The organism is Azotobacter vinelandii CA (assembly GCF_000380335.1).
Classification (GTDB): domain Bacteria; phylum Pseudomonadota; class Gammaproteobacteria; order Pseudomonadales; family Pseudomonadaceae; genus Azotobacter; species Azotobacter vinelandii.
On the sequence record NC_021149.1, the window covers coordinates 3,992,817 to 4,018,180 of the forward strand.

The 25,364-nt window shown below is 65.9% G+C and carries 24 protein-coding genes; 5 read left to right on the forward strand and 19 right to left on the reverse strand.

Annotated elements, in window-relative coordinates:
- Window positions 1-154: 154 nt before the first annotated feature.
- The 14 genes from recJ to ffh all read right to left on the reverse strand — a co-directional run bounded on the left by recJ (window position 155) and on the right by ffh (window position 13,235).
- Window positions 155-1,864, reverse strand: a complete 1,710-nt coding sequence (gene recJ / locus AVCA_RS17950) for a single-stranded-DNA-specific exonuclease RecJ (RefSeq protein WP_012702458.1) — start codon at window positions 1,862-1,864, stop codon at window positions 155-157.
- A gap of 79 nt (window positions 1,865-1,943) precedes the next feature.
- Entirely contained in the window at window positions 1,944-2,483 is a 540-nt protein-coding gene (locus AVCA_RS17955; protein ID WP_012702459.1) for a YaeQ family protein, read from the reverse strand.
- A 61-nt stretch (window positions 2,484-2,544) separates the two neighbouring features.
- Window positions 2,545-3,792 carry a GGDEF domain-containing protein gene (locus AVCA_RS17960; protein WP_012702460.1) on the reverse strand — a complete coding sequence of 416 codons (1,248 nt, stop codon included), beginning with the start codon at window positions 3,790-3,792 and terminating at the stop codon, window positions 2,545-2,547.
- A gap of 202 nt (window positions 3,793-3,994) precedes the next feature.
- Complete coding sequence (locus AVCA_RS17965; protein WP_012702461.1) at window positions 3,995-4,279, reverse strand: DUF3509 domain-containing protein; 285 nt, start codon at window positions 4,277-4,279, stop codon at window positions 3,995-3,997.
- 215 nt (window positions 4,280-4,494) lie between these two features.
- Window positions 4,495-5,904 carry a threonine synthase gene (gene thrC, locus AVCA_RS17970; RefSeq protein WP_012702462.1) on the reverse strand — a complete coding sequence of 470 codons (1,410 nt, stop codon included), beginning with the start codon at window positions 5,902-5,904 and terminating at the stop codon, window positions 4,495-4,497.
- 83 nt (window positions 5,905-5,987) lie between these two features.
- Window positions 5,988-7,292 carry a homoserine dehydrogenase gene (locus tag AVCA_RS17975; protein ID WP_041807379.1) on the reverse strand — a complete coding sequence of 435 codons (1,305 nt, stop codon included), beginning with the start codon at window positions 7,290-7,292 and terminating at the stop codon, window positions 5,988-5,990.
- Window positions 7,293-7,429: 137 nt separating this feature from the next.
- Complete coding sequence (locus AVCA_RS17980; RefSeq protein WP_012702464.1) at window positions 7,430-8,164, reverse strand: DsbC family protein; 735 nt, start codon at window positions 8,162-8,164, stop codon at window positions 7,430-7,432.
- Window positions 8,165-8,230: 66 nt separating this feature from the next.
- Window positions 8,231-9,127 (reverse strand): site-specific tyrosine recombinase XerD, encoded by an 897-nt coding sequence (xerD, locus tag AVCA_RS17985; protein ID WP_012702465.1) that lies wholly within the window; start codon window positions 9,125-9,127, stop codon window positions 8,231-8,233.
- A gap of 71 nt (window positions 9,128-9,198) precedes the next feature.
- Entirely contained in the window at window positions 9,199-9,630 is a 432-nt protein-coding gene (locus AVCA_RS17990; RefSeq protein WP_012702466.1) for an acyl-CoA thioesterase, read from the reverse strand.
- Window positions 9,631-9,774: 144 nt separating this feature from the next.
- Window positions 9,775-10,125, reverse strand: a complete 351-nt coding sequence (rplS, locus tag AVCA_RS17995; RefSeq protein ID WP_012702467.1) for a 50S ribosomal protein L19 — start codon at window positions 10,123-10,125, stop codon at window positions 9,775-9,777.
- 42 nt (window positions 10,126-10,167) lie between these two features.
- Window positions 10,168-10,911 (reverse strand): tRNA (guanosine(37)-N1)-methyltransferase TrmD, encoded by a 744-nt coding sequence (gene trmD, locus AVCA_RS18000; protein ID WP_012702468.1) that lies wholly within the window; start codon window positions 10,909-10,911, stop codon window positions 10,168-10,170.
- Window positions 10,912-10,913: 2 nt separating this feature from the next.
- The gene (rimM, locus tag AVCA_RS18005) at window positions 10,914-11,450 is read right to left on the reverse strand and encodes a ribosome maturation factor RimM (RefSeq protein WP_012702469.1); all 537 of its coding nucleotides are present in this window, start codon (window positions 11,448-11,450) and stop codon (window positions 10,914-10,916) included.
- A 7-nt stretch (window positions 11,451-11,457) separates the two neighbouring features.
- The gene (gene rpsP / locus AVCA_RS18010) at window positions 11,458-11,709 is read right to left on the reverse strand and encodes a 30S ribosomal protein S16 (RefSeq protein WP_012702470.1); all 252 of its coding nucleotides are present in this window, start codon (window positions 11,707-11,709) and stop codon (window positions 11,458-11,460) included.
- Between the two features lie 149 nt (window positions 11,710-11,858).
- Window positions 11,859-13,235: a signal recognition particle protein gene (gene ffh, locus AVCA_RS18015; RefSeq protein ID WP_012702471.1), complete on the reverse strand. Its 1,377-nt coding sequence runs from the start codon at window positions 13,233-13,235 to the stop codon at window positions 11,859-11,861.
- Window positions 13,236-13,390: 155 nt separating this feature from the next.
- On the opposite strand from ffh, the gene AVCA_RS18020 reads away from it, so the two are divergent.
- Together AVCA_RS18020 and AVCA_RS18025 are read left to right on the forward strand one after the other, a co-directional pair.
- Window positions 13,391-14,191: a cytochrome C assembly family protein gene (locus AVCA_RS18020; protein WP_012702473.1), complete on the forward strand. Its 801-nt coding sequence runs from the start codon at window positions 13,391-13,393 to the stop codon at window positions 14,189-14,191.
- Between the two features lie 90 nt (window positions 14,192-14,281).
- Entirely contained in the window at window positions 14,282-15,562 is a 1,281-nt protein-coding gene (locus tag AVCA_RS18025) for an HlyC/CorC family transporter (RefSeq protein ID WP_012702474.1), read from the forward strand.
- Between the two features lie 34 nt (window positions 15,563-15,596).
- Here the strand turns inward: AVCA_RS18025 and purT are convergent, their stop codons facing one another.
- Both purT and AVCA_RS18035 read right to left on the reverse strand, forming a co-directional pair.
- Window positions 15,597-16,778, reverse strand: coding sequence for a formate-dependent phosphoribosylglycinamide formyltransferase (gene purT / locus AVCA_RS18030; RefSeq protein WP_012702475.1), 1,182 nt, complete (start codon window positions 16,776-16,778; stop codon window positions 15,597-15,599).
- A 285-nt stretch (window positions 16,779-17,063) separates the two neighbouring features.
- Complete coding sequence (locus AVCA_RS18035; RefSeq protein WP_012702476.1) at window positions 17,064-17,666, reverse strand: CoA pyrophosphatase; 603 nt, start codon at window positions 17,664-17,666, stop codon at window positions 17,064-17,066.
- A gap of 112 nt (window positions 17,667-17,778) precedes the next feature.
- Here AVCA_RS18035 and AVCA_RS18040 point away from each other — a divergent pair, with 112 nt between their 5' ends.
- Together AVCA_RS18040 and AVCA_RS18045 are read left to right on the forward strand one after the other, a co-directional pair.
- The gene (locus AVCA_RS18040; protein ID WP_012702477.1) at window positions 17,779-18,336 is read left to right on the forward strand and encodes an NUDIX hydrolase; all 558 of its coding nucleotides are present in this window, start codon (window positions 17,779-17,781) and stop codon (window positions 18,334-18,336) included.
- Window positions 18,337-18,356: 20 nt separating this feature from the next.
- On the forward strand, window positions 18,357-18,863 hold the full coding sequence (locus tag AVCA_RS18045) for a L,D-transpeptidase family protein (RefSeq protein ID WP_012702478.1): 507 nt from the start codon (window positions 18,357-18,359) through the stop codon (window positions 18,861-18,863).
- A 61-nt stretch (window positions 18,864-18,924) separates the two neighbouring features.
- Here AVCA_RS18045 and AVCA_RS18050 read toward each other — a convergent pair whose 3' ends face one another.
- Complete coding sequence (locus AVCA_RS18050) at window positions 18,925-19,242, reverse strand: YqfO family protein (protein WP_012702479.1); 318 nt, start codon at window positions 19,240-19,242, stop codon at window positions 18,925-18,927.
- Window positions 19,243-19,324: 82 nt separating this feature from the next.
- Window positions 19,325-23,221: a phosphoribosylformylglycinamidine synthase gene (gene purL / locus AVCA_RS18055; RefSeq protein WP_012702480.1), complete on the reverse strand. Its 3,897-nt coding sequence runs from the start codon at window positions 23,219-23,221 to the stop codon at window positions 19,325-19,327.
- A 150-nt stretch (window positions 23,222-23,371) separates the two neighbouring features.
- On the opposite strand from purL, the gene mltF reads away from it, so the two are divergent.
- Window positions 23,372-24,838: a membrane-bound lytic murein transglycosylase MltF gene (mltF, locus tag AVCA_RS18060; RefSeq protein WP_072432479.1), complete on the forward strand. Its 1,467-nt coding sequence runs from the start codon at window positions 23,372-23,374 to the stop codon at window positions 24,836-24,838.
- A gap of 12 nt (window positions 24,839-24,850) precedes the next feature.
- Here the strand turns inward: mltF and tadA are convergent, their stop codons facing one another.
- On the reverse strand, window positions 24,851-25,327 hold the full coding sequence (tadA, locus tag AVCA_RS18065) for a tRNA adenosine(34) deaminase TadA (protein ID WP_012702482.1): 477 nt from the start codon (window positions 25,325-25,327) through the stop codon (window positions 24,851-24,853).
- Between the last annotated feature and the right edge of the window lie 37 nt (window positions 25,328-25,364).

Here is a 25,364-nt window from a genome sequence, read left to right on the forward strand (position 1 = left end):
AACTCTAGACGGGAGAAAAGACTGCACCTGCAGGAAATGGCAAACAAGCCCCTGGCATACCGCGACGGGCCCGGGTCATGTACCGGCTGCCCGCACCGACGAGAGCGGCGGCGAACGGCGCCGGGGAAAGGGGCGCGCGGGTCTGGCGCTCCGCTCAGCGCGCCTCGATATGCACCACCACCAGTTGCACGCTCTCCTGCCCACGGTACTCGTTGACGTCCAGCCGATAGGCCAGTTCGGCCCAGCGCACCGCCGGATTCGGCCATTGCTCGCGATCGATATTGAAGGCGATGGCGTCGAGCTGCAGCACGCCGCACTCGCTGCGTACCACCAGCTTCAGATGGCGCTCACCGACCAGGCGCTGCTGGACGAGTTGGAAAGTGCCGTGGAACAGCGGCTCGGGAAAGTGCTGGCCCCAGGGACCGGCCTGGCGCAGGGCGCGGGCCAGATCGAGGTGGAACTCCGCGATGCCGAGCGGGCCGTCGGAGAGCAGTCGCCCGTTCAGGTCGTCGGCGCGGAGCTGGCGGCGCACTTCGGCGTCGAACGCCGCGGCGAAGGCGGCGAAGTTCTCCCGCGGCAGCGACAGCCCGGCGGCCATGGCGTGCCCGCCGAACTTGCTGATCAGCCCAGGCTGCCGGGCCGCCACCGCATCCAGCGCATCGCGGATGTGAAACCCCGGCACCGAACGCGCCGAGCCCTTGAGCAGATCGTCGCCGGCGTCGGCGAAGGCGATGGCCGGGCGGTGGTAGCGCTCCTTGAGGCGCGAGGCGAGGATGCCGATCACCCCCTGGTGCCAGTCCGGCTCGAACAGGCAGAGGCCGAAGGGCAGTTCCTCGACAGGCAGTTCCCTGAGCTGGGCCAGGGCCTCGCGCTGCATGCCTTGCTCGATGGCCTTGCGGTCCTGGTTGAGCTGGTCGAGCTGCACCGCCATCTCGCGGGCCAGTTCCTCATCCTCGCAGAGCAGGCATTCGATACCGAGGGACATGTCGTCCAGCCGCCCGGCGGCGTTGAGCCGCGGCCCGAGGATGAAGCCGAGATCGGTGGAAGTGATCCGTCGCGGGTCGCGCCCGGCCACCCCGAGCAACGCGCGCAACCCCGGTCGCGCCCGTCCGGCGCGGATGCGCGCCAGCCCCTGGTGGACCAGGATGCGGTTGTTGGCGTCCAGCGGCACCACGTCGGCGACGCTGCCGAGGGCGACCAGATCGAGCAGTTCGGCCAGGTTCGGCTCGTTCCGCCCGGCGAACCAGCCCAGTTCGCGCAGGCGGGCGCGCAGCGCCAGCAGCACGTAGAAGATCACTCCGACCCCGGCCAGGGCCTTGCTGGGGAAGTCGCAGCCAGGCTGGTTGGGATTGACGATGGCGTCCGCCGCCGGCAGTTCGTGGCCCGGCAGATGGTGGTCGGTGACCAGCACCTGCAGGCCGGCGGCCTTGGCCGCGGCCACCCCGTCGAGGCTGGAAATGCCGTTGTCCACCGTCACCAGCAGCTCCGGCCGGCGCTCCAGGGCCACGGCGACGATCTCGGGAGTCAGACCGTAGCCGTATTCGAAGCGGTTCGGCACCAGATAGTCGACATGCTCAGCGCCGAGCAGGCGCAGGCCGAGCACGCCGACCGTGCTGGCGGTGGCGCCGTCGGCATCGAAGTCGCCGACGAAGAGGATGCGCCGACGCTCGCGCAGCGCCTCGACCAGAAGCGCCACCGCCGCCTCGATGCCCTTGAGCCGGCGGTAGGGCAACAGTTGCGCCAGCCCCTTGTCCAGTTCGGCGGCGGACTGCACGCCACGGGCGGCATAGAGCCGGGTCAGAAGCGGCGGCAGATCGCCCAGGTCGGGCAAGGGCTCGGGCAGTGGACGGGATTCGATTCGCATTGGATGGTAATTTCAGGGCGGAAGCAGCCGCCGGATTCGAAGACTGGCGGGACGCTCCCGCCCTACGGGGAAACGTCGCTCAGCGCTCGCCGAGCAGCCACTCCAGGGGAATCTCGTGCTGACCGCGCTCGTCGGTGACGAACAAGGCGCCGTCGCTGATCATCAGGCTCCAACCGAGCGAACGCGGCAGGTCGCGGGCCAGTTCCTCCAGGGCTTCCTGGCCCACGGCCGCCACGCTGAGGTTCTTCAGGCCCTTCACCGCCTCCAGCACCTTGCCCTGCCAGACCCGCAGGCTGCCGTAGGTCAGCAGGCTGACCCGTTCGGCGCGTCGCGAACACCAGGTCAGGCGTTCGGCGTCCGGCTGGCCGACTTCGATCCAGTGCAGGACGCGGTCGTCGAGACTTTTCAGCCACAACGCCGGTTCGTCGACGTCCGACAGGCCGCGGCCGAAAGCCAGTTGCTCGTCGTACCAGAGAGCATAGGCGATCAGCCGCACGGCCAGGCGCTCCTCGGTTTCCGAAGGATGCCGGGCGACGGTGAAGCGCAGGTTCTCGTAGACGCCGCGATCCAGGTCGGTGAGGTTGAGTTCGACTTTGTAGGGCGTGGCTTGCAGGGCCATGGGCAGGCATCCGGTCCGCTTCGAGGGGCGGCAAGTGTACCCCGAATCCGCGCTGCGAGCGTCAGTCGGCGGAACACTCGACCCGATCGCGACCGTTGGCCTTGGCCCGGTACAGTGCCTGATCGCTCAGCGCCAGCAGGCGCGACAGGTCGTAGCCGGCCTGTTCGCTGGAGGCGACGCCGATGCTGACGCTGACGCGCACCCCCGGCTCCAGCGACAGTTCGCTGCAGGCCTGGCGGATGCGCTCGGCCACCTGCAGCGATACCGTCCTGTCCGCCCCGGGCAGCAGACAGGCGAACTCCTCGCCGCCGATGCGCCCGCAAATATCCTGCTGGCGGACCCCCAAGGCGAGCAGACGGCCGAAGGCGACCAGCGCCGCATCGCCCATGGCGTGCCCATGGGTATCGTTCAGTCGCTTGAAATGATCGAGGTCGCAGAGCAGCAAGGCCGCCGGCCGTCCCTCGGCGGCGCAGCGGGCCAACAGAACCTCGCCGCCGCTGGTGAAGGCCCGGCGGTTGCCGATGTCGGTGAGCGGATCGCGATAGGCCACCGCCCGGTAGCGCTGCTCGGCGCGCTCGCGGACCATGGCCAGGGTAGCGAAGGCGATGCCGTTGGCGAACAGGAAGGCCTCCAGCACCATCCAGGCCATGAAGTCGGCACCGCTTTCGCTCCAGCGCAGGCCGATGGAGGCGCCGCGATCGAACGACAGCCGCAGGCAGTAGAAAGTGCCGTGCAGGACCAGCATCCCCAGCGCCGGCGCGACGGAGACCGTCAGGGAGGCGCGGACACGCCAGAGCTCCCAGGCCCCCAGCGCGCTGTAGAGAATCACCAGCAGGTTGGCGATCGCCACCCGCAGCGGCAGCGAGGCCAGGAATGTCGGCCACAGGCAGAGCAGCCCCCAGAGCAGCGCGCCGCCCATGATTCCCGGCCACCAGGCCGGTCGCCCGGCGAACACCCGCGAAGTCGTCCAACCCAGTCCGCCCGACAATTGCAGCAGCATGTTGCCGAGCACGATGGACAGGGTATCGATGCCGATGCCGCGCAGGCTGCCCAGCAGCATGCCGGCAGCGGCTACCAGCAGCGTGCCGGCCATGTAGCCGAGGGTCGACTCGCCTTCGCTGCGCCACCAGGCATGCAGCATCAGCAGGCCCAGCAGGATCAGGACGTAGACAACCGTCAGCAGCAGGGTGGGCAGATGCAGGGTCATGGACAGGCTGGGGCCGGGACCGGGAGGCGAAACTTTACGTGCGCCGATGGCATGGCGCCAGCCCTCGGACGCCATGCCCGAACCGTTCGGGCGCGGCGCCATGGGTCAGCGTCTCAGCAGCCCGCAGGCCTCCTGGCATGCCCGGCCACACCTCCCTGTGCCGTGCTCTCCTCCTCCAGTCCGCCCATGCGCAACGTCCGTTGCCGGAGCGATCCACCACCCGGCATGGAAATGGAACGCGCCGATGTCCGGGCGCAAGCGAAAGGCCCGCAACGATCATCGCGCATCCGGTCGCCCATCGGACTCAGAACACGTCGTTCTGCCGGGCGCATTGCCCCCGCTCCAGCGCCGCGATCACCTTGGGAGTGAGCCGTCCCTCGAGGATGCGCAGGTCGCGATGGATGCCGTCCACGACATCAATGAGCAACCATTTGTCCATCAACTGCACCGGACTCAACGGACGCTCGATCAGGATTTCGCCAGCTCCGTTCTGCAACGTCAGCAACCGACTGCCATCCGGACGAACCCCTCCTATATCGATCTTGTAAGGCGCCAGCGCCTCGACCAGCAACTCACGCGTGCTTTCCATATCCAGACACCCCAAGTGATGAGAAGGCTGCTTGCAGCCCGCAAATGACTTGCCGGCACGCGGAAAGTTTCCACAGGGCCCGTTTTCCAGGCAGCAAGACAGGCGCTCGCGGGAAAGGGAGGAACCGCGAGCGGCCCGATCATGGAGGATATGAAGGAAAAGGAAAAAGCCACCCTCCTGCTGGAAAGCGGCTTCAGGGTTCGAGCCGCGGCGCCTTACAGCGGCTTGCCGCGATTGCCGTGCAGGCTGACGAAGGCCTGCACCGCCTTCAGGTCGTTGGGCAGCACGGAGCAGCGCTCCTCGCGCTGGAACAGGTCGGCCAGGTGCGCCGGCAGTTGCGGAACGGCGGCGATGCCGGCCTTCTCCGCCGCCTCGGGGAACTTGACCGGATGCGCGGTGCCCAGAATGACCATCGGCAGGGCCGGGTTGCGCCGGCATTCGCGGGCGGCCCTGACGCCGATCGCGGTATGCGGGTCGAGCAGGTAGCCGGTTTCGCCGTGCACCCCGGCGATGGTCGCGCAGGTGGTTTCGTCGTCCACCGCCAGCGAGTCGAACAGACGACGCGCCTCGGTCCAGCGGTCGTCCTCGACCGACAGCCTGCCGGTGGCCTTGAAGGCGTCCATCAGCGCGGCGACGACGGCGCCGTTGCGGCCGTGCAGGTCGAACAGCAGGCGCTCGAAGTTGGACGACACCATGATGTCCATGGACGGCGACAGCGACGGGTGCAGGGTGTCCTTGTCGTAACGGTTGCCGGACATGAAGCGGTGCAGGATGTCGTTGCGGTTGGTGGCGACGATCAGTTGGTTGACCGGCAGGCCCATGTTGCGCGCCAGGTAGCCGGCGAAGATATCGCCGAAGTTGCCGGTCGGCACCGAGAAGGCCAGCGAGCGATGCGGCGCGCCGAGCTGCAGGGCGGCATGGAAGTAGTAGACGATCTGGGCCATGATCCGCGCCCAGTTGATCGAGTTGACCGCCACCAGCCGGGTGCCCTTGAGGAAGCCCTGGTCGGCGAAGCTGGCCTTGACCATCTCTTGGCAGTCGTCGAAGTTGCCCTCGATGGCGATGTTGTGGATGTTGTCGCCGAGGATGGTGGTCATCTGCCGGCGCTGCACCTCGGACACGCGGTTGTGCGGGTGCATGATGAAGATGTCGACGTTGTCGCAGGCCTTGCAGCCCTCGATGGCGGCCGAGCCGGTGTCGCCCGAGGTGGCGCCCATGATCACCACGCGCTCGCCGCGCCTGGTCAGCACATGGTCGAGCAGACGGCCGAGCAGTTGCAGGGCGAAGTCCTTGAACGCCAGGGTCGGGCCCTGGAAGAGTTCGAGCACCCACTCGTTGGCGCCCAGTTGGGTCAGCGGCGCCACCGCCTTGTGGGCGAATACGCCGTAGGTCTCTTCCAGAATCCGCCTGAAGTCGGCGTCGGCGATGCAGCCGGCGACGAACGGGCGCATCACCCGGAAGGCCAGCTCGTGGTACGGCAGGCCGGCCCAGGAGGCGATCTCCTCGAGGGTGAAGCGCGGCAGGCTTTCCGGCACGTAGAGGCCGCCGTCGCTGGCCAGGCCGGCCAGCAGCACGTCTTCGAAATTCAGGGCCGGCGCCTGGCCACGGGTGCTGATGTAGCGCATGTGTGCAAACCTTAGGTTCGGGCCGCGGCCCCGGGCCGCAGCGGGGCTCGACTGGCGGCGGACGGCGGGCGGCTTGTAGCGGATTAGTTGAGCTGTTCGACGCGGATGCGGACGACCTTGCCGACCACGCCCTCGAGCGCCTCCATGGCGGCGATGGCTTCGTCGATACAGCGCTCCCGGACCCGGTGGGTGACCAGGATCATGGGAACCAGGCCGTCGTGCTCCTCGGCCTCCTTTTGCATGATCGACTCGATGTTGATGCCACGCTCGGAAAGGATGGTCGCCACCTGGGCCAGCACGCCCGGATGGTCCTTGGCCTGGATGCGCAGGTAGTAGGCGCTCTCGCAGGACGAAATCGGCAGAATCGGGTGGGCGGACAGCGCATCGGGCTGGAAGGCCAGGTGCGGCACGCGGTTCTCCGGGTCGGAAGTCATGGCGCGGACCACGTCCACCAGATCGGCCACCACCGCCGAGGCGGTCGGCTCCATACCGGCGCCGGCGCCGCAGAACAGGGTCGAGCCCACGGCATCGCCGTTGACCATCACCGCGTTCATCACGCCGTTGACGTTGGCGATCAGGCGGTCGGCCGGGATCAGCGTCGGGTGCACGCGCAGCTCGAAGCCTTCGGCGGTGCGCCGTGCGATGCCCAGGTGCTTGATGCGGTAACCCAGCGCCTCGGCGTAGCCGACGTCGGCGCTGGTGAGCCTGGAAATGCCTTCGGTGTAGGCCTTGTCGAATTGCAGCGGAATGCCGAAGGCGATGGAGGCGAGGATGGTCAGCTTGTGGGCGGCATCGATGCCCTCCACGTCGAAGGTCGGATCGGCCTCGGCGTAGCCCAGCGCCTGGGCCTCCTTGAGCACGTCGGCGAAGGCCCGGCCCTTCTCGCGCATTTCGCTGAGAATGAAGTTGCCGGTACCGTTGATGATGCCGGCCACCCAGTTGATGCGGTTGCCGGCCAGACCCTCGCGGATCGCCTTGATCACTGGAATGCCGCCGGCCACCGCCGCCTCGAAGGCGACGATCACGCCCTTCTCGCGGGCCTTGGCGAAGAGTTCGTCGCCATGCACGGCGATCAGCGCCTTGTTCGCGGTGACCACGTGCTTGCCGTTGTCGATGGCCTTGAGCACCAACTCGCGGGCCAGACTGCAACCGCCGATCAGTTCGACGACGACCTCGACCTCCGGATTGTCGACCAGTTCGAAGACATCGGCGGCGATGGGGGTGCCGGCGATATCGCATTTCGGGTTGGAGCTGCGCATGGCGATCTGGGCGATCTCGATGTCACGCCCGGCGCGGCGGGCGATCTCCTCGGCATTGCGCTTGAGCACATTGAAGGTGCCGCCGCCGACGGTACCCAGTCCACAGATGCCTACTTTGACCGGTTTCACGCTGAAACTCCCCATCTTCACCGCAGAGAGCGGCCGGATATGCCCCGACCGCAGAGAAAAGAGCCGCACATTACGAAGCACCCGGCCTTTAGTCAATTGGCGTGCCGCCCGCGAACGCCGAAGGCGCGGCGACCCGCTCAGTTGGTCGACTGGGCGGTCAGGGCCTGCTTGGCCAACTGCGCCGCCGGCTGATAACCGGGGATCATCTGTCCGTTGGCCAGTATCACGGCGGGAGTGCCCTGCACGCCGATCATCTGACCCAGCTCGAATTGCTTGGCGACCGGGTTGTCGCAGGTGGCCGCCGGCACTTTCTCCCGCGCCTTGGCCTTGTTCATCGCCGCCTGGCGGTCCTTGGCGCACCAGACACTCACCAGATCCCCGTAGCCGTGGGAACCGATGCCCTGGCGCGGAAAGGCCACGTAGCGCACCTCGACACCGAGCCGGTTCAGCTCCGGCACCTCGCTGTGCAGCTTCTGGCAGTAGCCGCAGTCGGTGTCGGTGAAGACGGTGATGTGGGTCTTCGGCTCCTTGGGCGCGAAGATCACCATCTCGCCGGCCGGTATACCGTTGATGGCCTTCGCCACGGCCAGGCTTTCCGCCCTCTCGGTGAGGTTGAGCGGCTTGCCGTCCTTGAGCTGATACAGATAGCCCTGCATGACGAACTGGCCATCGGCACTGGCATAGAGCATTCGTCCCCCTTTCAACTGGACCTGGTAGAGCCCCGTCATCGGGCTTTCAGCGATGGACTCGATCGGCAGCCCCGGCTGCATCTGTTGCAGGGCCTTGCGAATGGCCTGGCCGGGATCGGCCGCCAAGGCCAGAGTGCTTGCCAAACCGAGCGCCACGGCAGCGAAAAGGGAGGAAACGCGCATGGATACTCCAGAGGAACAATGCGAATGGGCAGAGCCTATCACAGGCGGACACCCCGGACGGCCCATTCAGCCACGCGGATGATGCCGCGCGTGCAGCTCCTGTAGGCGTGCCCGGGCGATATGGGTATAGATCTGAGTGGTCGACAGGTCGCTGTGGCCGAGAAGCATCTGCACCACGCGAAGATCGGCACCGTGATTGAGCAGATGGGTGGCGAAGGCATGGCGCAGGGTGTGCGGCGACAGACTCTTGCCGATCCCCGCCAGCCGGGCGTGATGCTTGATGCGGTGCCAGAAGGTCTGCCGGGTCATCTGCTCGCCACGCAGGCTGGGAAAGAGCACGTCGCTCGGCCGCCCGCCCAGCAGCAGCGGCCTGGCCTCGACCAAATAGCGCTCGAGCCAGGCGATGGCCTCCTCGCCCAGAGGCACCAGGCGCTCCTTGCTGCCCTTGCCGAATACCCGCACCACCCCCTGGCGCAGGTTCAACTGCTCCAGGCGCAGGCCGACCAGTTCGCTGACCCGCAGGCCACAGGCATACAGCACTTCGAGCATGGCCCGGTCGCGCAGCCCGAGCGGATCGTCGTCTTCCGGCGCTGCCAGCAGCGCCTCGACATCGGCCTCGGAAAGGGACTTGGGCAGGGGACGGCCCAATTGCGGCAGTTCCACCTGCAGGGTCGGATCGCCGGCGATCACGCCCTCGCGCAGCAGATAGCGGAAGAAGCCTCGCAGACCGGAAAGAAAACGTGCCGTGGAGCGCGCCTTGTAACCGGCATCGACCCGCCAGGCCAGATGATCGAGGATCAGCTCGCGCCCCACCTCGACCAGCGCCAGGCCGCGCTCGCACAGCCAGCCGTTGAAAAGTTCGAGATCGCTGCGATAGGCCGCCCGGGTATGCGCCGAGAGGCCCTTTTCCAGCCAGAGGGCTTCGAGAAAACGCTCGATCTGTGGATGCTCGACGCCAGGCATGCCGATCCTTGCCAGAACAGACCGGAAAAAGCCGCCAGGGAGTCTGGAAACTCACATCGGCGAGCAACCACTCAGGCCGCTTCGTCCTTTTCCGATGAAAAGTCGGGCAGTATAGCCCGTGGTCTCTTGTTTTCGTCGATGGCGACGAAACTGAACACGCCGGTGATGGCTTTCTCGCGGGTACCGCAATACATGCCTTCGACGAAGATCTCCACCTCGACCTTGCAACTGGTATTGCCGACCTGCACCACCCGACCGATCAGTTCGACGATCGAACCGCCCGGAATCGGATGCTTGAAGTCGACCCGGTCGGAGGAAACCGTAACCGTCGGCAGACGACAGAAGCGCGTCGCCGTAATGAATGAAATCTCGTCCATCCAGCCCAGCGCGGTACCGCCGAACAGGGTGTTGTGGTGGTTGGTGGTGAACGGAAAGACCGCTTTGGTGATGCGGGTTTCGGACAACTCGATCCGACGCTGGATTTCTTGCTCTCTAGGGGTCATGCCACTACTTCCAGATAAAAATAGATGGCTGCCACTGGCGGGATTTTGTTGTTGTACGCTGCAAGGCAGGAGTTACGCCTATCGGCGGACACCCAAACGAAAAAGCAGCCTTCCGGCTGCTTTTTCGAGGGGAAAAGCCCTTGATCAGGAAAGCTTTTCCTTGATACGTGCCGCTTTGCCGGACAGGTCGCGGAGATAATACAGCTTGGCCTTGCGCACGTCACCGCGACGCTTGACGGTAATGCTGTCGACCAGCGGGCTGTAGGTCTGGAAAGTACGCTCGACGCCCACGCCGCTGGAGATCTTGCGCACGGTGAAAGCGCTGTTCAGGCCGCGGTTGCGCTTGCCGATGACCACACCCTCGAAAGCCTGCAGACGCTGGCGCTCGCCCTCCTTCACCTTAACCTGCACGATCACGGTGTCGCCCGGGGCGAAAGCCGGAATCTCTTTGCTCATCTGCTCGGCTTCGAGCTGCTGAATGATCTTGTTGGTCATCTGAGTGCTCCTGAGACAGGCCCTCGGCCCGCCATCGATACGTCAACTATCGTCCCGTTGGCGAAGATATTCCGCCAACAGCTCTTGCTCTTCTCCAGAAAGCGAGCGGCTATCCAGAAGATCGGCGCGGCGCTCCCAGGTCCTCCCGAGGGATTGCTGCAGACGCCAGCGCCGGATGTGCTCGTGATTGCCGCTCAGCAGCACCTCAGGAACACGTTTTCCCTCGTACACCTCCGGTCGGGTGTAGTGCGGGCAATCGAGCAGGCCATCGGTGAACGAGTCCTCCTCGGCGGAATCGGCATGCCCCAGCGCACCGGGCAACAACCGGGTAACCGCATCGATCAGCACCATGGCCGGCAGTTCGCCGCCGGACAGGACATAATCGCCGATCGACCATTCCTCATCCACGTGCGCCTCGATGAAGCGCTCGTCGATACCCTCGTAACGGCCGGCGATGAGGATCAGTGCCTCTTCCCGCGCCAGCTCGCGCACCGCCTGCTGCTTCAGCCGACGGCCCTGCGGCGACAGATAGATCACCTTCGCCCGCCCCCCGATGGCCGCCCTGGCCGCAACCAGCGCACGCTCCAGGGGCTGGATCTTCATGACCATGCCCGGACCACCGCCGAACGGACGATCGTCCACCGTCTGGTGACGGTCCTCCGTGAAGCTGCGAGGATTCCAGCAGTTGAGCCTGAGCAATCCCTGTTTGACCGCGCGGCTGGTTATGCCGAAATCGCGGATGGCGGCGAACATCTCCGGAAAAATGCTGATGACCTCGACCTGCATACTCAGAAGTCCGCATCCCAGTCCACCCGAATCTCGCCGGCCGCCAGATCCACCCGCAACACGCACTGATCCGTATAGGGCAGGAGACGCTCCCGGTCGTCCAGGCTACCGGTACAGGGTCTGACCACCAGCACATCGTTGGCGCCGGTTTCCAGCAGATGATCGACCTTGCCGAACAAGCGACCTTCCCGGTCGACCACTCGCAGGCCTTCGAGCTGATGCCAGTAAAACTCGCCCTCGTCCAGCCGAGGCAGTTGGGCGATGGGAACGCAGACTTCGAAATCCGCCAAGGCACGCGCCCCGTCGCGATCCTCGATCCCCTTCAGCCTGGCCACCAGAAGCCTGCCCTGCGGGCGCCCTCGGACCAGCTCGATCTGACGCCGTTCGTCGCCACGCCTGAGCGTCCAGAAACGATAATCCAGCAGATTGTCGATCGGATCGGTGAAGGAATAGACCTTCACTTCCCCGCGGACGCCATGCACCGAAGTGATCTTGCCGAGAACGATCAGCCCATCGGCGGATGCAGGCGTCATGTCCATGTCGAAATCAGGCGGTCGCCTTGGCCGCTTCCTTGAGTAGATGGGCGACGCGCTCGGACGGCTGGGCGCCCTGGCCGAGCCAGTAGGCAGCGCGCTCCTGGTCCACGGACAGCTTCACTTCGGCGCCCGAGGCGACCGGATTGAAGAAGCCGATGCGCTCGACGAAACGGCCGTCGCGGGCGTTGCGGCTGTCGGTCACGGTCAGGTGGTAGAAGGGGCGCTTCTTGGAGCCGCCACGGGCAAGACGGATGGTTACCATGTGAACATTGTTCCTGTAGTCGGTGCTGCAAAACCAGATTGCACACTGGGCTCATGGCCCGAAAGGCCGCATATTCTAAAGGTTATGCAGCATTTTGCAAACGGCTTTTCGAGTTCGCGCCACCGAGCCCGGTATCGAGCGGGCGGCCGCTAGATCTTGGGCAGCCGACCGCCGGGGAACATGCCGCCCATGCCACGCATCATCTTGGTGATGCCCCCCTTGGCGGTGAACTTCTTCATCATCTTCTGCATCTGCTTGTGCTGCTTGATCAAACGGCCGACATCCTGCACCTGGGTGCCGGAACCGAGGGCGATGCGCCGCTTGCGCGAACCGCTGATGATGTCCGGATCGCGGCGCTCGGCCGGGGTCATGGAGTTGATGATCGCCTCCATCTGCATCAGCTGCTTTTCCGCCACGCCCTGGGCATTGCCCATCTGCGCCAGGTTGACGCCACCGATGGCCGGCAGCTTGTCCATCAGCCCGCCGAGCCCCCCCATGTTCTTCATCTGCTGCAACTGATCGCGGAAATCCTCAAGGTCGAAGCCCTTGCCCTTCTTCAGCTTGCTGGTGAGCTTCTCCGCCTTCTGGCGGTCGAGCTTGTGCTCGGCCTCCTCGATCAGGCTGAGCACATCGCCCATGCCGAGGATGCGCGAAGCCATGCGATCCGGGTGGAAGGGCTCCAGGGCATCGCTCTTCTCGCCCATGCCGATGAACTTGATCGGCTTGCCGGTGATGTAGCGGACCGACAAGGCGGCACCGCCACGCGCGTCGCCATCCACCTTGGTCAGCACCACGCCGGTCAGCGGCAGGGCGTCGCCGAAGGCCTTGGCCGTGTTGGCGGCGTCCTGGCCCGTCATCGCATCGACCACGAACAGGGTCTCGACCGGCTTGGCGGCGGCATGCAGGAGCTTGATCTCCTCCATCATGTCGGCATCGACGTGCAGACGGCCGGCGGTATCCAGCAGCACCACGTCGATGAATTTGAGCCGCGCCTCGCGAATCGCCGCCTGGGCTATATCCACGGGCTTCTGAGCGGCATCGGATGGGAAGAAGGTGACGCCGACCTCTTCGGCCAGGGTTTCCAACTGCTTGATCGCCGCCGGGCGGTAGATGTCGGCGGACACCACCAGGACCGACTTCTTGCGGCGCTCCTTGAGAAAGCGCGCGAGCTTGCCCACGGTGGTGGTCTTGCCCGCCCCCTGCAGGCCAGCCATCAATACCACCGCCGGCGGCGCCGCATTCAGCGCCAGATCCTCGTTGGCCGCCCCCATCAGCGTTTCCAGCTCGACGCGGACGATCTTCACGAAGGCCTGCCCCGGCGTCAGGCTCTTCGAAACCTCGGTGCCGACAGCGCGCTCCTTGATCCGATTGACGAACTCCTTGACCACCGGCAGCGCGACATCGGCCTCGAGCAGGGCCATGCGCACTTCGCGCAGGGTATCCTTGATGTTGTCCTCGGTCAGCTTGGCCTTGCCGGTGACATGACGAAGGGTCTGGGAAAGGCGATCGGTAAGGTTTTCGAACATGCACGTTCCTTTCGGGCTCGAAGAGCCCAGGGTGGGCTTGCAGCGGGCCGGCAATTATATAACGAAGAGCCCGGAGCCGACACCGCGGGCGGTCTTTCGTGAGAAGCCGGTTGTATGCCACACTCGGGGCTTTAGGACCTGCCAGACCCGGACTCATGCATCCACTGTTGCCCAGCCTCGCCGCCGCCGGTCTATACGCCTCCGCCACGCTCTACCAGGGCATGCGCCTGGCCAGGCACAGCCTGCCGGACAAACGCCTGCTCCTGCTGCTGGGCATCCTGGCCCTGATCGCCCACGGTATCAGCCTGGCGTTGCAACTGCTGGGGCCGAACGGCCTGACCCTGCACTTCTTCAACGCCTCCAGCCTGATCGCCGCCGCAGTGATCGCCCTGACCCTGCTCGCCAGCTTCTACATGCCGGTGGAGAACCTGTTGTTGCTGCTGCTGCCGCTGAGTGCGCTCACCGTGCTGCTGGCGCAGTTCATGCCGGTCGGCACCTTGAAGGGAGTCGACGAGGAGCCAGGGATCCTCGCCCATATCCTGCTGTCGGTCCTCGCTTACGGCATGCTCACCATCGCCATGTTCCAGTCCCTGCTGCTGCTGCTGCAGGACTATCAACTCAAGCACAAGCATCCTTCAGGCCTGGCCCGCAACTTCCCACCCCTGCAGACCATGGAAAGCCTGCTGTTCGGTTTTCTCTGGGCCGGCTGGGGACTGCTCTCGCTATCGCTGCTCTCGGGCTGGCTGTTCCTCGACGATCTGTTCGCCCAGCACCTGGTGCACAAGACCCTGCTCGCCTGTCTGGCCTGGCTGGTCTTCTCCGCCCTGCTGATCGGCCGCCACCGCCTCGGCTGGCGCGGGCACACGGCGATCCGCTGGACCCTGAGCGGCTTCTGCCTGCTCATGCTCGCCTACTTCGGCAGCAAGCTGGTCCGCGAATTCATCGTGCATGTTTAAGGCCGTCCAACAGAAGGGCAACCCTCGCCGGCAGGCGAGCCGCCGGGACGCATGCCCGGCCCCCATCCCCGAGCACATCCCGGACCGCGCATGGAAGCCCTGCATCCCGGCTACCTGATTGGCCTGCTGATCTTTCTGCTGGCATGCTCGGCCTTCTTCTCCAGTGCCGAGACGGGCCTGCTCAGTCTCAACCGCCATCGCCTGCGCCACCATGCCGAGAAAGGGCACCGCGGCGCCCAACGCGCCAAGGCGCTGCTCGAACACCCCGATCGCCTGCTCGGCACCATCCTGATCGGCAACAACTTCGTCAACATTCTCGCGTCCGCCATCGCCACCGTGCTGGCCACACGCCTGTGGGGCGAGGTCGGTATCGCCATCGCCACCCTCGGCGCGACCCTCGCCCTGTTGATTTTCGGCGAGATCACTCCCAAGACGCTGGCGGCCATTCGACCGGAGCTGGTCGCCTACCCCTTCAGCCGGCCGCTGGCGCAGTTGCAGAAGATCCTGTATCCGCTGGTGATCCTGCTCGGCTGGATCAGCAATGGCCTGCTCCGCCTGGCCGGCATCGCCCCGCAGGGCAAAGGCAGCGCGAGCCTGACCAGCGAGGAACTGCGCAGCATGCTCCACGAGTCCGGCGAAACGCTGTCGCCGAATCGCCGGGGCATGCTGCTCGGCATCCTCGATCTGGAGAGAGTCAGCGTCAACGACATCATGATCCCGCGCAACGAGGTCGTCGGCCTCGACCTGGACGAGACGATGGAAGCCATGGTCGAGCTGCTGCGCAGCACCTCGCACACGCGCCTGCCGGTGTTCCGTGGAGACATCAACCGGATCGAGGGTGTGGTGCACATGCGCCACATCGCTCACCTGCTCACCAGGAACCGCTTGACCAAGGAAAATCTGCGCGAGGCTTGTCAGGAACCCTACTTCGTCCCGGAAAACACGCCACTGGCCGTCCAGTTGATCCAGTTCCAGCAACAGAAGCGGCGCATCGCCATAGTGGTCGACGAATACGGCGACGTGCAGGGTATCGTCACTCTCGAGGACATCCTGGGAGAGATCGTCGGCGAGTTCACCAACCGCGACCACCAATTCGCTCCGGATATCCGAGCGCAGGAGGACGGCTCCCAGATCATCGACGGCGCCGCCCACGTACGCGAGGTGAACAAGACGCTCGGCTGGCAGTTGCCGAGCGACGGCCCGCGCACCCTCAACGGGCTGATCACCGAGGCCTTGCAAAATATTCCCGATTGCGGAGTCTGCCTGAGCATCGGCCCCTATCGACTGGAGATCCTCGAGACATCGGGAAACCGGGTGAAGAACGTGCGCGTCTGGACGGCCGATGCACGCCCCTCGCCGACGCACGAGTGAGGAAGGCTGCCCGGAGAGCAGCCCCCCGCAGGTACTACAACTGCACCTCGACCGCCTGCGCGGCACGCGTCGCCTTCTGCCGTGCGGTTTCAACCGAGACATCCCGCGCCAGGGCCACGCCCATCCGCCGCTGACCGGCGACCTCCGGCTTGCCGAACAGGCGCAAGGCGGTATCCGGTTCGGCGAGTGCCTGTCCCAGGTTGGCGAAGCCCACCTCGCGGGACTGCCCCTCGACCAGAATCACCGCCGAAGCGGCCGGGCCGAACTGGCGGATCGCCGGGATCGGCAGGCCGAGAATGGCTCGCGCATGCAGGGCGAACTCGGAAAGGTCCTGGGAGATCAGTGTCACCAGACCGGTATCGTGGGGACGCGGCGAAACCTCGCTGAACCAGACCTGGTCGCCCTTGACGAACAGCTCTACGCCGAACAGTCCGCGCCCGCCCAAGGCTTCGGTGACGGTCCTGGCGATGCGCTCGGATTCCGCCTGCGCCGTCGTGCTCATCGCCTGCGGCTGCCAGGACTCCTGATAGTCGCCCTTCTCCTGGCGATGGCCGATGGGGGCGCAGAAGGTGGTCTCCCCCGCATGACGCACGGTGAGCAGAGTGATTTCATAGTCGAAATCGATGAAGCCCTCGACGATCACCCTCCCCTTGCCGGCCCGCCCGCCTTCCTGGGCGTAGTCCCAGGCGGCCTGCAGTTGCTCGGGCCCCTTCAGCAGGCTCTGTCCCTTGCCGGAGGAACTCATGATCGGCTTGACCACGCAGGGAAAGCCGAGCGCTTCCGCCGCCGCGCGGTACTCCTCGAAGCTGTCGGCGAAGCGGTAGGGCGAAGTCGGCAGGCCCAGCTCCTCCGCCGCCAGGCGGCGGATACCCTCGCGGTTCATGGTCAGGTTGGCGGCCCGCGCGCTGGGGATCACCGTGAAGCCCTCGCTTTCCAGCTCGACCAGAGTCGCAGTGGCGATGGCTTCGATTTCCGGCACGATGTAGTGCGGCCGTTCCTGCTCGATCAGCGCGCGCAGGGCCGCGCCATCGAGCATGTTGATCACGTGGCTGCGGTGGGCGACCTGCATGGCCGGCGCGTCGGCATAGCGATCCACGGCGATCACTTCCACACCGAAGCGCTGCAGCTCGATCACCACTTCTTTGCCCAGTTCACCTGAGCCACACAGCAATACACGGGTCGCACCCGGCGACAGCGGAGTTCCAATACGGGACATGGGATTTCCTTCAACATGCGTACGTCCCGTCCACAGCGGCGGACGGGAACGGACGCAACCTATGAGAACAGGCCCTCGACGCGGGCCCGCTCGGCGCACAATGCCATTAACCGGCGCTGTTCGGAATTGTCCGATCGTCACCAGCACCCGATTTCGTTCGGCACACGCCGACATACGGGACAGACACCGGCATCCGGAATGGCAGGATGGATCTTCCTTCGGCCCTCCGCCACAGACCGGCTCCCACCACTCGCATGCGAGCAGCCGACGACAATCGCCGCATCTTCAGTCCAGTTCGATGAAGCTCGCCGGCTGCCGTTGGGTCTCGATTCCGGCATCGAACAGCAGGTTCACCAGTTCGACCACCATCATCGCGGTCAGCCCCCAGATCTTGTACGGGCCGTAGCGGTAGCAGGGCACGTACTGGCTGCGCCCCTGGTGGTCGATGCGGTGCGTGGCTTCCCGGGGGGACTCGCAGAAGAACGCCAGGGGCACCGAAAAGACCGAGGCGATCTCGCCATCGTTGGGCCGGTATTCGACATAGTCGGGCACCAGCGCCACATAGGGCGTCACCAGGATGCCATGAAGCGATACCAGGGGACTGAGCGTCCCCACCACCTCGACCAGCCCCGGCGGCAGGCCGATCTCCTCCTCCGCCTCGCGCAGGGCGGTATGCACCAGATCGGGATCTTCCGGATCGCGGCGTCCGCCGGGAAAGGCCACTTCGCCGCCATGGGTGGACAAGCCGCTGGCACGCAGGGTCAGCACCAACTCGGGCTCGTCGCTACGAGTGATCGGCACCAGCACCGCAGCCTCGGGAAAACGCCCGTCGGTCTCCAGGGGACGAGGCGAATAGTTGCGCATGCGTCGGAGTAGATCTTCCTGCATCTTCATTCTCTATCTTTACTCCATGGGAAAATATCATGACACGAACCACACAACCGGCCCACCCCTCGCCCCGCCAGAGGCAGTCGGTCGACGGCAACCTGCGGGAAACCCCATGAAATTCTGCAGCCAATGCGGTAGCCCGGTGAGCTGGCAGACGCTCGACGGCGATCATCGACCACGCTTCGTCTGTTCGTCCTGCCGCACCGTGCATTACCAGAATCCCAGGATAGTCGCCGGCTGCCTGCCGCTCTGGCGCGGGCAGGTACTGCTGTGCCGGCGCGCCATCGAGCCACGCCGCGGCTTCTGGACACTGCCCGGCGGATTCCTGGAGAACGGCGAAACCATGAAACAGGGGGCGGCCCGGGAAACCCTGGAGGAAGCCTGCGCGCACGTGGAGCGACTCGAGCTATATACCCTGTTCGACCTGCCCCACATCCATCAGGTACATGTATTCTTCCGCGCTCGACTGGTCGACACGCGCTTTGCAGCAGGCGAGGAAAGCCTGGAAGTACGATTGTTCCGTGAAGCCGAAATTCCCTGGCGGGAGCTGGCTTTTCCGACCGTCGGTCATACCCTAAAATATTTTTTCGAAGACCGGGTCCGGCAGCTCTACCCGGTGCGCAACGAGCCGCTCGCACCCCTACCGATGAACCCCTTGGAACGATTCTGACCGCAAATATGGAACTCTCGATGCGCTGGTTGCTTGCATCCCTTTGCCTGTCCGTTGTCGGCCTCTCGCAGGCCAGCGTACTTTCACCCGGAGAGGAACAGCGGATCGTCGACAAGATTCTGGTGGTGAAATCCGAGCGCAAGCTCATGCTGCTCAGCCGGGGCCAGCCCCTCAAGTCCTACAAGGTTTCCCTGGGCAAGCGGCCGACGGGCCCCAAACGGCGCGAAGGCGACCAGCGCACTCCGGAAGGCCTCTACTGGATCGACTGGCGCAAGGCCAGCGACAAGTACAACCTGTCCATGCACATCTCCTACCCCAATATCCGCGACCAGGCCCAGGCCCGTGCGGAGGGTGTGCCGCCCGGCGGCATGATCATGCTCCATGGCACGCCGCTGGATGAAAACTACCCCGAGTGGTACTTCCACGGCCTGGACTGGACCGAAGGCTGCATCGCCATGCGCAACGACGACATCCGCGAGGTCTGGAGCCTGGTCAAGGATGGAACCCTGATCGAAATCCGCCCCTGAACCACGAAAAAGCCCCGGCTCGTCGACGACGGGCCGGGGCTTTTCTCTTGCCGGAGCGGAATCAGAACGACATATCGGACAACCGCCAGACCTCGAAGGCCGGCGTCTCGTAGGGATGCGCCCGCTTCAGCGCCTCGACGGCGTCATGGATGCGCTCGTCGGCGACCACCATCTCCACCTTCCATTCCACCACCCGCTCCAGCCTGCCGGTTTGCCCCAGGTAGGGCTGGCTGCCCTCCAGCGGGCGGTACTGCCCTTGCCCCGGAACCTGCCAGCAGCAACTGTCGTAGGCGCCGATGCGCCCTCCGCCGGCGGCAAACACGGCCTCCTTGACCGTTTCCACATGGCTCTCCGGTACGTAGAAGCACAGTTTGTACATCGGAATCTCCTGAAGCGGGCCGGCCCGGACGGTACGGCGCCCTGCGATAGCGGGGCGTCCGGAAAATCGCAGTACCGCCCGGTCAGCCCACCCAGACCCGGGCATTGCGGAACATCCGCAGCCAGCCGGCGTCCTCTTGCCAGGCATCCGGACACCAGGAGTTCTGCACGGCGCGGAACACCCGCTCCGGGTGCGGCATCATGATGGTCACCCGGCCGTCGCGACTGGACAGCCCGGTTATGCCTCGCGGCGAGCCGTTGGGGTTGGCTGGATAGCGCTCGGTGACCTTGCCGTGATTGTCGACGAAGCGCAATGCCACGCAGCCGGACAGATCGGCCTCGAGCAAGGCCTCCTCGCTCTCGAACTCGGCATGCCCCTCGCCATGGGCGATGGCGATCGGCAGACGCGAACCGGCCATGCCCTGCAGGAAGATCGAGGTCGACTCCTGCACCTGCACCATGGCCACCCGCGCCTCGAACTGTTCCGAACGGTTGCGCACGAAATGCGGCCAGAATTCGCTGCCGGGAATCAGCTCGTGCAGGTTGGACATCATCTGGCAGCCGTTGCACACGCCGAGGGCGAAGCTGTCCTTGCGCTCGAAGAAAGCCTGGAAGGCATCGCGGGCACGAGCGTTGAACAGGATCGACTTGGCCCAGCCCTCGCCGGCGCCGAGCACGTCGCCGTAGGAGAAGCCGCCACAGGCCGCCAGCCCCTTGAATTCGGCGAGATCGATGCGCCCGGCGAGGATGTCGCTCATGTGCACGTCGATCGCGGCGAAGCCGGCGCGGTCGAAGGCCGCCGCCATCTCCACCTGGCCGTTGACGCCCTGCTCGCGCAGGATCGCCACCTTCGGACGCACGCCTTTCTTGATATGAGGCACGGCGATGTCCTGGTCCACATCGAAGGAGAGCTGCACCGACAGGCCGGGGTCGTCCTCCTCGAGAATGCCGTCGAACTCCTGGTCGGCGCAGTCGGCGTTGTCGCGCAGGCGCTGGATGCGGTAGCTGGTCTCGCTCCACTGACGCTGCAGCACGCGGCGCTCGGCAGCGAACACCGACTCGCCGTTGAAACCGACGGCGACCTCGGCGCCATTGATCGGCCGGCCGATCACCGCTACGCAGTCGCCCAGACCGGCGGCACTGAACTGCGCCAGCACTTCCGGAGTGGCATCCTGGCGCACCTGGATCACCGCCCCCAGCTCCTCGCTGAACAGCACGCCGGCCAGTTCGTCGCGACTGTCGGCCAAGCCATCGAGGTAGAGACTCAGGCCACAGTGGCCGGCGAAAGCCATCTCCAGCGCGGTGACGAGCAGGCCGCCGTCGGAGCGGTCGTGGTAGGCCAGCAGGTGGCCGTCGGCGTTCAATCCCTGGATCACCGCGAAAAAGGCCTTGAGGTCCTCGGCATCGTCGACATCCGGCACCTCGCGACCGAGCTTGCCGTACACCTGGGCGAGGATGGAGCCGCCCAGGCGGTTCCGGCTGCGCCCCAGGTCGATCAGGACCAGGTCGGTCTCGCCCTTGTCAAGACGCAATTGCGGGGTCAGGGTGCGCCGCACGTCCCGCACCGGGGCGAAGCCGGAGACGATCAGCGACAACGGCGCGGTGACGCTCTTCTCCTCGCCCGCCTCCTGCCAGCGGGTCTTCATCGACATGGAATCCTTGCCCACCGGGATGGTGATGCCAAGCGCCGGGCACAGCTCCATGCCGACCGCCTTCACGGTGTCGTACAGGCGTGCATCTTCGCCCGGATGGCCGGCGGCGGCCATCCAGTTGGCCGACAGCCTGACATCGGAGATCTTCCCGATGCTCGCCGCCGCCAGGTTGGTGAGGGTCTCGCCGATGGCCATGCGCCCGGAGGCCGGGGCATCCAGCAGGGCCAGCGGGGTACGCTCGCCCATCGCCATGGCCTCGCCGGTGTAGACATCGAAGCTGGTGGCGGTCACCGCGCAATCGGCCACCGGCACCTGCCATGGACCGACCATCTGGTCGCGAGCCACCAGCCCGGTGATCGAACGGTCACCGATGGTGATCAGGAAACTCTTGCTGGCCACCGCCGGATGGCGCAGCACTCGGGAGATCGCCTCCGCGATATCCAGCCCGTCGGCGGCGAAGTCGTCGCCCTGCCCGGCCTCGCGCACGACGCTGCGGTGCATGCGCGGCGGCTTGCCGAGCAGCACTTCGAGCGGCATATCCACGGCGTCGTTGGCGAAATGGCTGTCGGCCACCGTCAACCGAGGCTCCTCGGTGGCCTCGCCGACCACCGCGAAGGGGCAACGCTCGCGTTCGCAGATGGCCTTGAAGCGCTCGAAGTCGGCGGCATCCACGGCGAGCACGTAACGCTCCTGGGACTCGTTGCACCAGATTTCCAGCGGACTCATGCCCGGCTCGGCGTTGGGCACGTTGCGCAGCTCGAAGCGACCGCCACGTCCGCCGTCGTTGATCAGCTCGGGGAAGGCGTTGGACAGACCGCCGGCGCCGACGTCGTGGATGAAGCGGATCGGGTTGGCCTCGCCCAGTTGCCAGCAGCGATCGATGACTTCCTGGCAGCGGCGCTCCATTTCCGGGTTGTCGCGTTGCACCGAGGCGAAGTCCAGGTCCGCCGAACTGGTGCCGGTGGCCATCGAGGAGGCCGCACCGCCGCCCAGGCCGATCAGCATGGCCGGACCGCCCAGCACGATCAGCTTGGCGCCGACCGGGATCTCGCCCTTCTGCACGTGCTCGGCGCGGATGTTGCCCATGCCGCCGGCGAGCATGATCGGCTTGTGATAGCCGCGCACTTCCGCGCCGCGCGGACTGCCGACCCTTTGTTCGAAGGTACGGAAATAGCCGGTCAGCGCCGGCCGGCCGAACTCGTTGTTGAAGGCCGCGCCGCCGAGCGGGCCTTCGATCATGATGTCCAGGGCGCCGACGATGCGCTCGGGCTTGCCGTAGGGCTCTTCCCAGGGCTGCTCGAAGCCCGGGATGTTCAGGTTGGAAACGCTGAAACCGGTCAGTCCGGCCTTTGGCTTGGCACCACGGCCGGTGGCGCCCTCGTCGCGGATCTCGCCGCCGGAGCCGGTGGAGGCGCCGGGGAAGGGCGCGATGGCGGTCGGGTGGTTGTGGGTTTCCACCTTCATCAGGATATGCACCGGCTCCTGGCTGGCGCCGTACTGACGGCTCTCGGGATCGGGGAAATAGCGCCCGGCGGTGAAGCCCTCGATCACCGCGGCGTTGTCCCTGTAGGCGGAGAGCACGCCTTCGCGGTGCAGTTCGTAGGTGTTCTTGATCATGCCGAACAGGGACTTTTCCTGCGTCTGTCCGTCGATGTCCCAACTGGCGTTGAAGATCTTGTGCCGGCAGTGCTCGGAGTTGGCCTGGGCGAACATCATCAGCTCGACGTCATGGGGGTTGCGTCCCAGTTCGGTGAAGCTCCCGAGCAGATAGTCGATCTCGTCCTCGGCCAGGGCCAGTCCCAGCTCGACGTTGGCCCGAGCCAGGGCCGCCCGCCCGCCACCGAGCACGTCGACCGCGCTCAGCGGCCTGGGCTGCGCGTGGCTGAACAGGCCGGCAGCCTGCTCCAGGTCGTTCAGCACCATCTGGGTCATGCGGTCGTGCAAGGCCGCGGCGACGACCTGCGCGTCGGCCTCGGACAGTTCGCCGGCGACATGGTAGGCGATGCCGCGCTCGAGGCGCTCGACCTTGGCCAGGCCGCAGTTGCGGGCGATGTCGGTGGCCTTGCTCGACCAGGGCGAAATGGTGCCGAAACGCGGCAGGACCAGGAACAGTCGGCCGGCAGGCTCCTGCACCGGCACGCCGGGCCCGTACTCGAGCAGACGGGCCAGCACTTTCTCCTCGTCGCCGTGAAGGGCGGCGCTCACCTCGGCGAAGTGGGCAAACTCGGCATACAGCCCGCTGACGGCGGGGACCTTCTGGGTCAACTGATCGAGCAGCTTGCCATGACGGAAGGAGGAAAGGGCGGGAGCGCCGCGCAGGATCAACATCGTCGGAACAGCCTCGAAGGGGGGAGCTGGGAAGCCGTTCATTCTACTCCATGGCGCCGCCGGACGCTAAGAACGCAGGCAGGCAGGGCCACACCCGGCAGCACGCCGACGGCCGCGCCACCCGCCTGCCGAATTGCGTATACTACGCCGATGACCGACCGAACCGCGCTCCGCGGGCGCCGCGCCCACCGCCGGCTGTTGCCGACCTTACTTTTCCTGATGCTCATGGGTTGCAGCGAGTCTCCCCGGCCGTCAACCCTCCAGCGCGTACAGGAAGAGGGCGTGCTGCGGGTCGTCACCCGCAACAGCCCAGCCACCTACTTCCAGGACCGCAACGGCGAAACCGGCTTCGAGTACGAACTGGTCAAGCGTTTCGCCGACGATCTGGGCGTCGGCCTGCGGATCGAGACCGCGGACAACCTCGGCGCCATCTTCGCCCGGCTCAACCAGCCCGGCGGCCCGGAGCTGGCCACGCCCGGCCTGATCCCCAGCGCATCCCACAGCCATCTGGCGCTGTTCTCCCGGCCCTACATGGAGGTCACCCCGCAGGTCGTCTACCGCAACGGCCAGCGCCGCCCCACCCGTCCGCAGGATCTGGTCGGCAAGCGCATCCTGGTCCTCGAGGGCAGCAGCCATGCCGACCAGTTGGCGGAGATCAAACGGCAGTTGCCGGAACTCCAATACGAGGAAACCGCCGAACTGGAAATCGCCGACCTGCTGCACATGGTCGACGAGGGCCAGATCGATGCGGCCCTGGTCGACTCCAACGAGCTGGCGATGAATCAGGTGTATTTTCCCAATGTGCGCGTGGCCTTCGACCTGGGCGATGCCCGCGCGCTGAGCTGGGCGGTGGCCGCCGGCAGCGATCGCAGCCTGCTGGAAAAGGTCGACGCCTTCCTCGCCCGGGCCCGGAAGAAGGGCCTCCTGCAGCAGTTGAAGGAGCGCTATTACGGGCATGTCGAAGTGCTCGGCTACGTCGGCGCCTACACCTTCGCCCAGCACCTGCAGCAGCGCCTGCCACGCTACGAACGACACTTCCGAGAGGCCGCCAAGAAACACGGGATCGACTGGCGCCTTCTGGCCGCCATCGGCTACCAGGAGTCCCAGTGGCAGCCCAGCGCCACCTCCAAGACCGGGGTCCGCGGCCTGATGATGCTCACCCAGCGCACCGCCGAGGCGATGGGTGTGGCCAACCGCCTCGACCCCAAGCAAAGCATCCACGGCGGCGCCAAATATTTCGTCCATGTCCACCAGAGCCTGCCGGAAAGCATCCGCGAACCCGACCGCAGTTGGTTCGCCCTGGCCGCCTACAACGTCGGCAGCGGCCATCTGGACGACGCCCGCAAATTGGCCAAGGCGGCGGGCCTGAACCCGGACAAATGGCTGGACGTGAAAAAGATGCTGCCGCGCCTGGCGGAGAAGAAGTGGTACGGCAAGACCCGCTACGGCTATGCGCGCGGTGGCGAGCCGGTGCACTTCGTCGCCAACATCCGCCGCTATTACGACATCCTCACCTGGGTGACCCAGCCACAGATGGAAGGCTCGCGCATCGCCGAAAGCGGCCTGCACGTACCCGGCCTGCCGAAGGAGCCGCCGGCCGCGAAGCCGCCGCTGTAGAACGCGGCGACCTCAGCCGCGCCGCGCCCTGAAGAAGGCCTTGAGGATCGCCCCGCACTCCTCCGCCAGCAGCCCGCCCTCGATCAGCACCCGGTGGTTGAGGAAATCCTGGGCGAAGAAATCGCCGCGGCTGACCGCCACGCCGGCGCGCGGCTCGCTGGCGCCGAACACCACCCGGGCGACGCGCGCATGGACGATCAGCCCGGCGCACATGCTGCAGGGCTCCAGCGTCACGTACAGGGTGCTGCCGGGCAGCCGGTAGTTGTCCAGCGCGGCGGCGGCGGCGCGGATCGCCACCATCTCGGCATGGGCGCTGGGATCGCGACGGGAGATCGGGCAATTGAAGCCGCGCCCGACGATCTCGCCGCCCCGCACCAGCACGGCGCCCACCGGCACCTCGCCCAGCCCGGCGCCTTCGGCGGCCAGGACCAGCGCCTCGCGCATGAAATGTTCGTCCTGACTACGGTCGATGATCTGCGGGATTTTCATGAACAAGCATCGGATCGAAAAAGGGAGATGAAGGTTA

What these genes read in the sequence shown, in the direction of transcription:
- AVCA_RS17965 (WP_012702461.1), bottom strand. Translation starts at nt 4,279, where the DNA reads ATGGAAAGCACGCGTGAGTTGCTGGTCGAGGCGCTGGCGCCTTACAAG.
- purL (WP_012702480.1), bottom strand. Translation starts at nt 23,221, where the DNA reads ATGTTGATCCTGCGCGGCGCTCCCGCCCTTTCCTCCTTCCGTCATGGC.
- ffh (WP_012702471.1), bottom strand. Translation starts at nt 13,235, where the DNA reads ATGTTCGAAAACCTTACCGATCGCCTTTCCCAGACCCTTCGTCATGTC.
- xerD (WP_012702465.1), bottom strand. Translation starts at nt 9,127, where the DNA reads ATGCCTGGCGTCGAGCATCCACAGATCGAGCGTTTTCTCGAAGCCCTC.
- AVCA_RS18020 (WP_012702473.1), top strand. Translation starts at nt 13,391, where the DNA reads ATGCATCCACTGTTGCCCAGCCTCGCCGCCGCCGGTCTATACGCCTCC.
- rpsP (WP_012702470.1), bottom strand. Translation starts at nt 11,709, where the DNA reads ATGGTAACCATCCGTCTTGCCCGTGGCGGCTCCAAGAAGCGCCCCTTC.
- thrC (WP_012702462.1), bottom strand. Translation starts at nt 5,904, where the DNA reads ATGCGCTACATCAGCACCCGTGGCCAGGCGCCGGCCCTGAATTTCGAA.
- AVCA_RS18035 (WP_012702476.1), bottom strand. Translation starts at nt 17,666, where the DNA reads ATGCAGGAAGATCTACTCCGACGCATGCGCAACTATTCGCCTCGTCCC.
- AVCA_RS17990 (WP_012702466.1), bottom strand. Translation starts at nt 9,630, where the DNA reads ATGACCCCTAGAGAGCAAGAAATCCAGCGTCGGATCGAGTTGTCCGAA.
- purT (WP_012702475.1), bottom strand. Translation starts at nt 16,778, where the DNA reads ATGTCCCGTATTGGAACTCCGCTGTCGCCGGGTGCGACCCGTGTATTG.
- recJ (WP_012702458.1), bottom strand. Translation starts at nt 1,864, where the DNA reads ATGCGAATCGAATCCCGTCCACTGCCCGAGCCCTTGCCCGACCTGGGC.
- AVCA_RS18025 (WP_012702474.1), top strand. Translation starts at nt 14,282, where the DNA reads ATGGAAGCCCTGCATCCCGGCTACCTGATTGGCCTGCTGATCTTTCTG.
- AVCA_RS18050 (WP_012702479.1), bottom strand. Translation starts at nt 19,242, where the DNA reads ATGTACAAACTGTGCTTCTACGTACCGGAGAGCCATGTGGAAACGGTC.
- AVCA_RS17960 (WP_012702460.1), bottom strand. Translation starts at nt 3,792, where the DNA reads ATGGCGCCGCGCCCGAACGGTTCGGGCATGGCGTCCGAGGGCTGGCGC.
- rimM (WP_012702469.1), bottom strand. Translation starts at nt 11,450, where the DNA reads ATGGACATGACGCCTGCATCCGCCGATGGGCTGATCGTTCTCGGCAAG.
- trmD (WP_012702468.1), bottom strand. Translation starts at nt 10,911, where the DNA reads ATGCAGGTCGAGGTCATCAGCATTTTTCCGGAGATGTTCGCCGCCATC.
- AVCA_RS17980 (WP_012702464.1), bottom strand. Translation starts at nt 8,164, where the DNA reads ATGCGCGTTTCCTCCCTTTTCGCTGCCGTGGCGCTCGGTTTGGCAAGC.
- tadA (WP_012702482.1), bottom strand. Translation starts at nt 25,327, where the DNA reads ATGAAAATCCCGCAGATCATCGACCGTAGTCAGGACGAACATTTCATG.
- AVCA_RS18040 (WP_012702477.1), top strand. Translation starts at nt 17,779, where the DNA reads ATGAAATTCTGCAGCCAATGCGGTAGCCCGGTGAGCTGGCAGACGCTC.
- rplS (WP_012702467.1), bottom strand. Translation starts at nt 10,125, where the DNA reads ATGACCAACAAGATCATTCAGCAGCTCGAAGCCGAGCAGATGAGCAAA.
- AVCA_RS17955 (WP_012702459.1), bottom strand. Translation starts at nt 2,483, where the DNA reads ATGGCCCTGCAAGCCACGCCCTACAAAGTCGAACTCAACCTCACCGAC.
- AVCA_RS18045 (WP_012702478.1), top strand. Translation starts at nt 18,357, where the DNA reads ATGCGCTGGTTGCTTGCATCCCTTTGCCTGTCCGTTGTCGGCCTCTCG.
- mltF (WP_072432479.1), top strand. Translation starts at nt 23,372, where the DNA reads ATGACCGACCGAACCGCGCTCCGCGGGCGCCGCGCCCACCGCCGGCTG.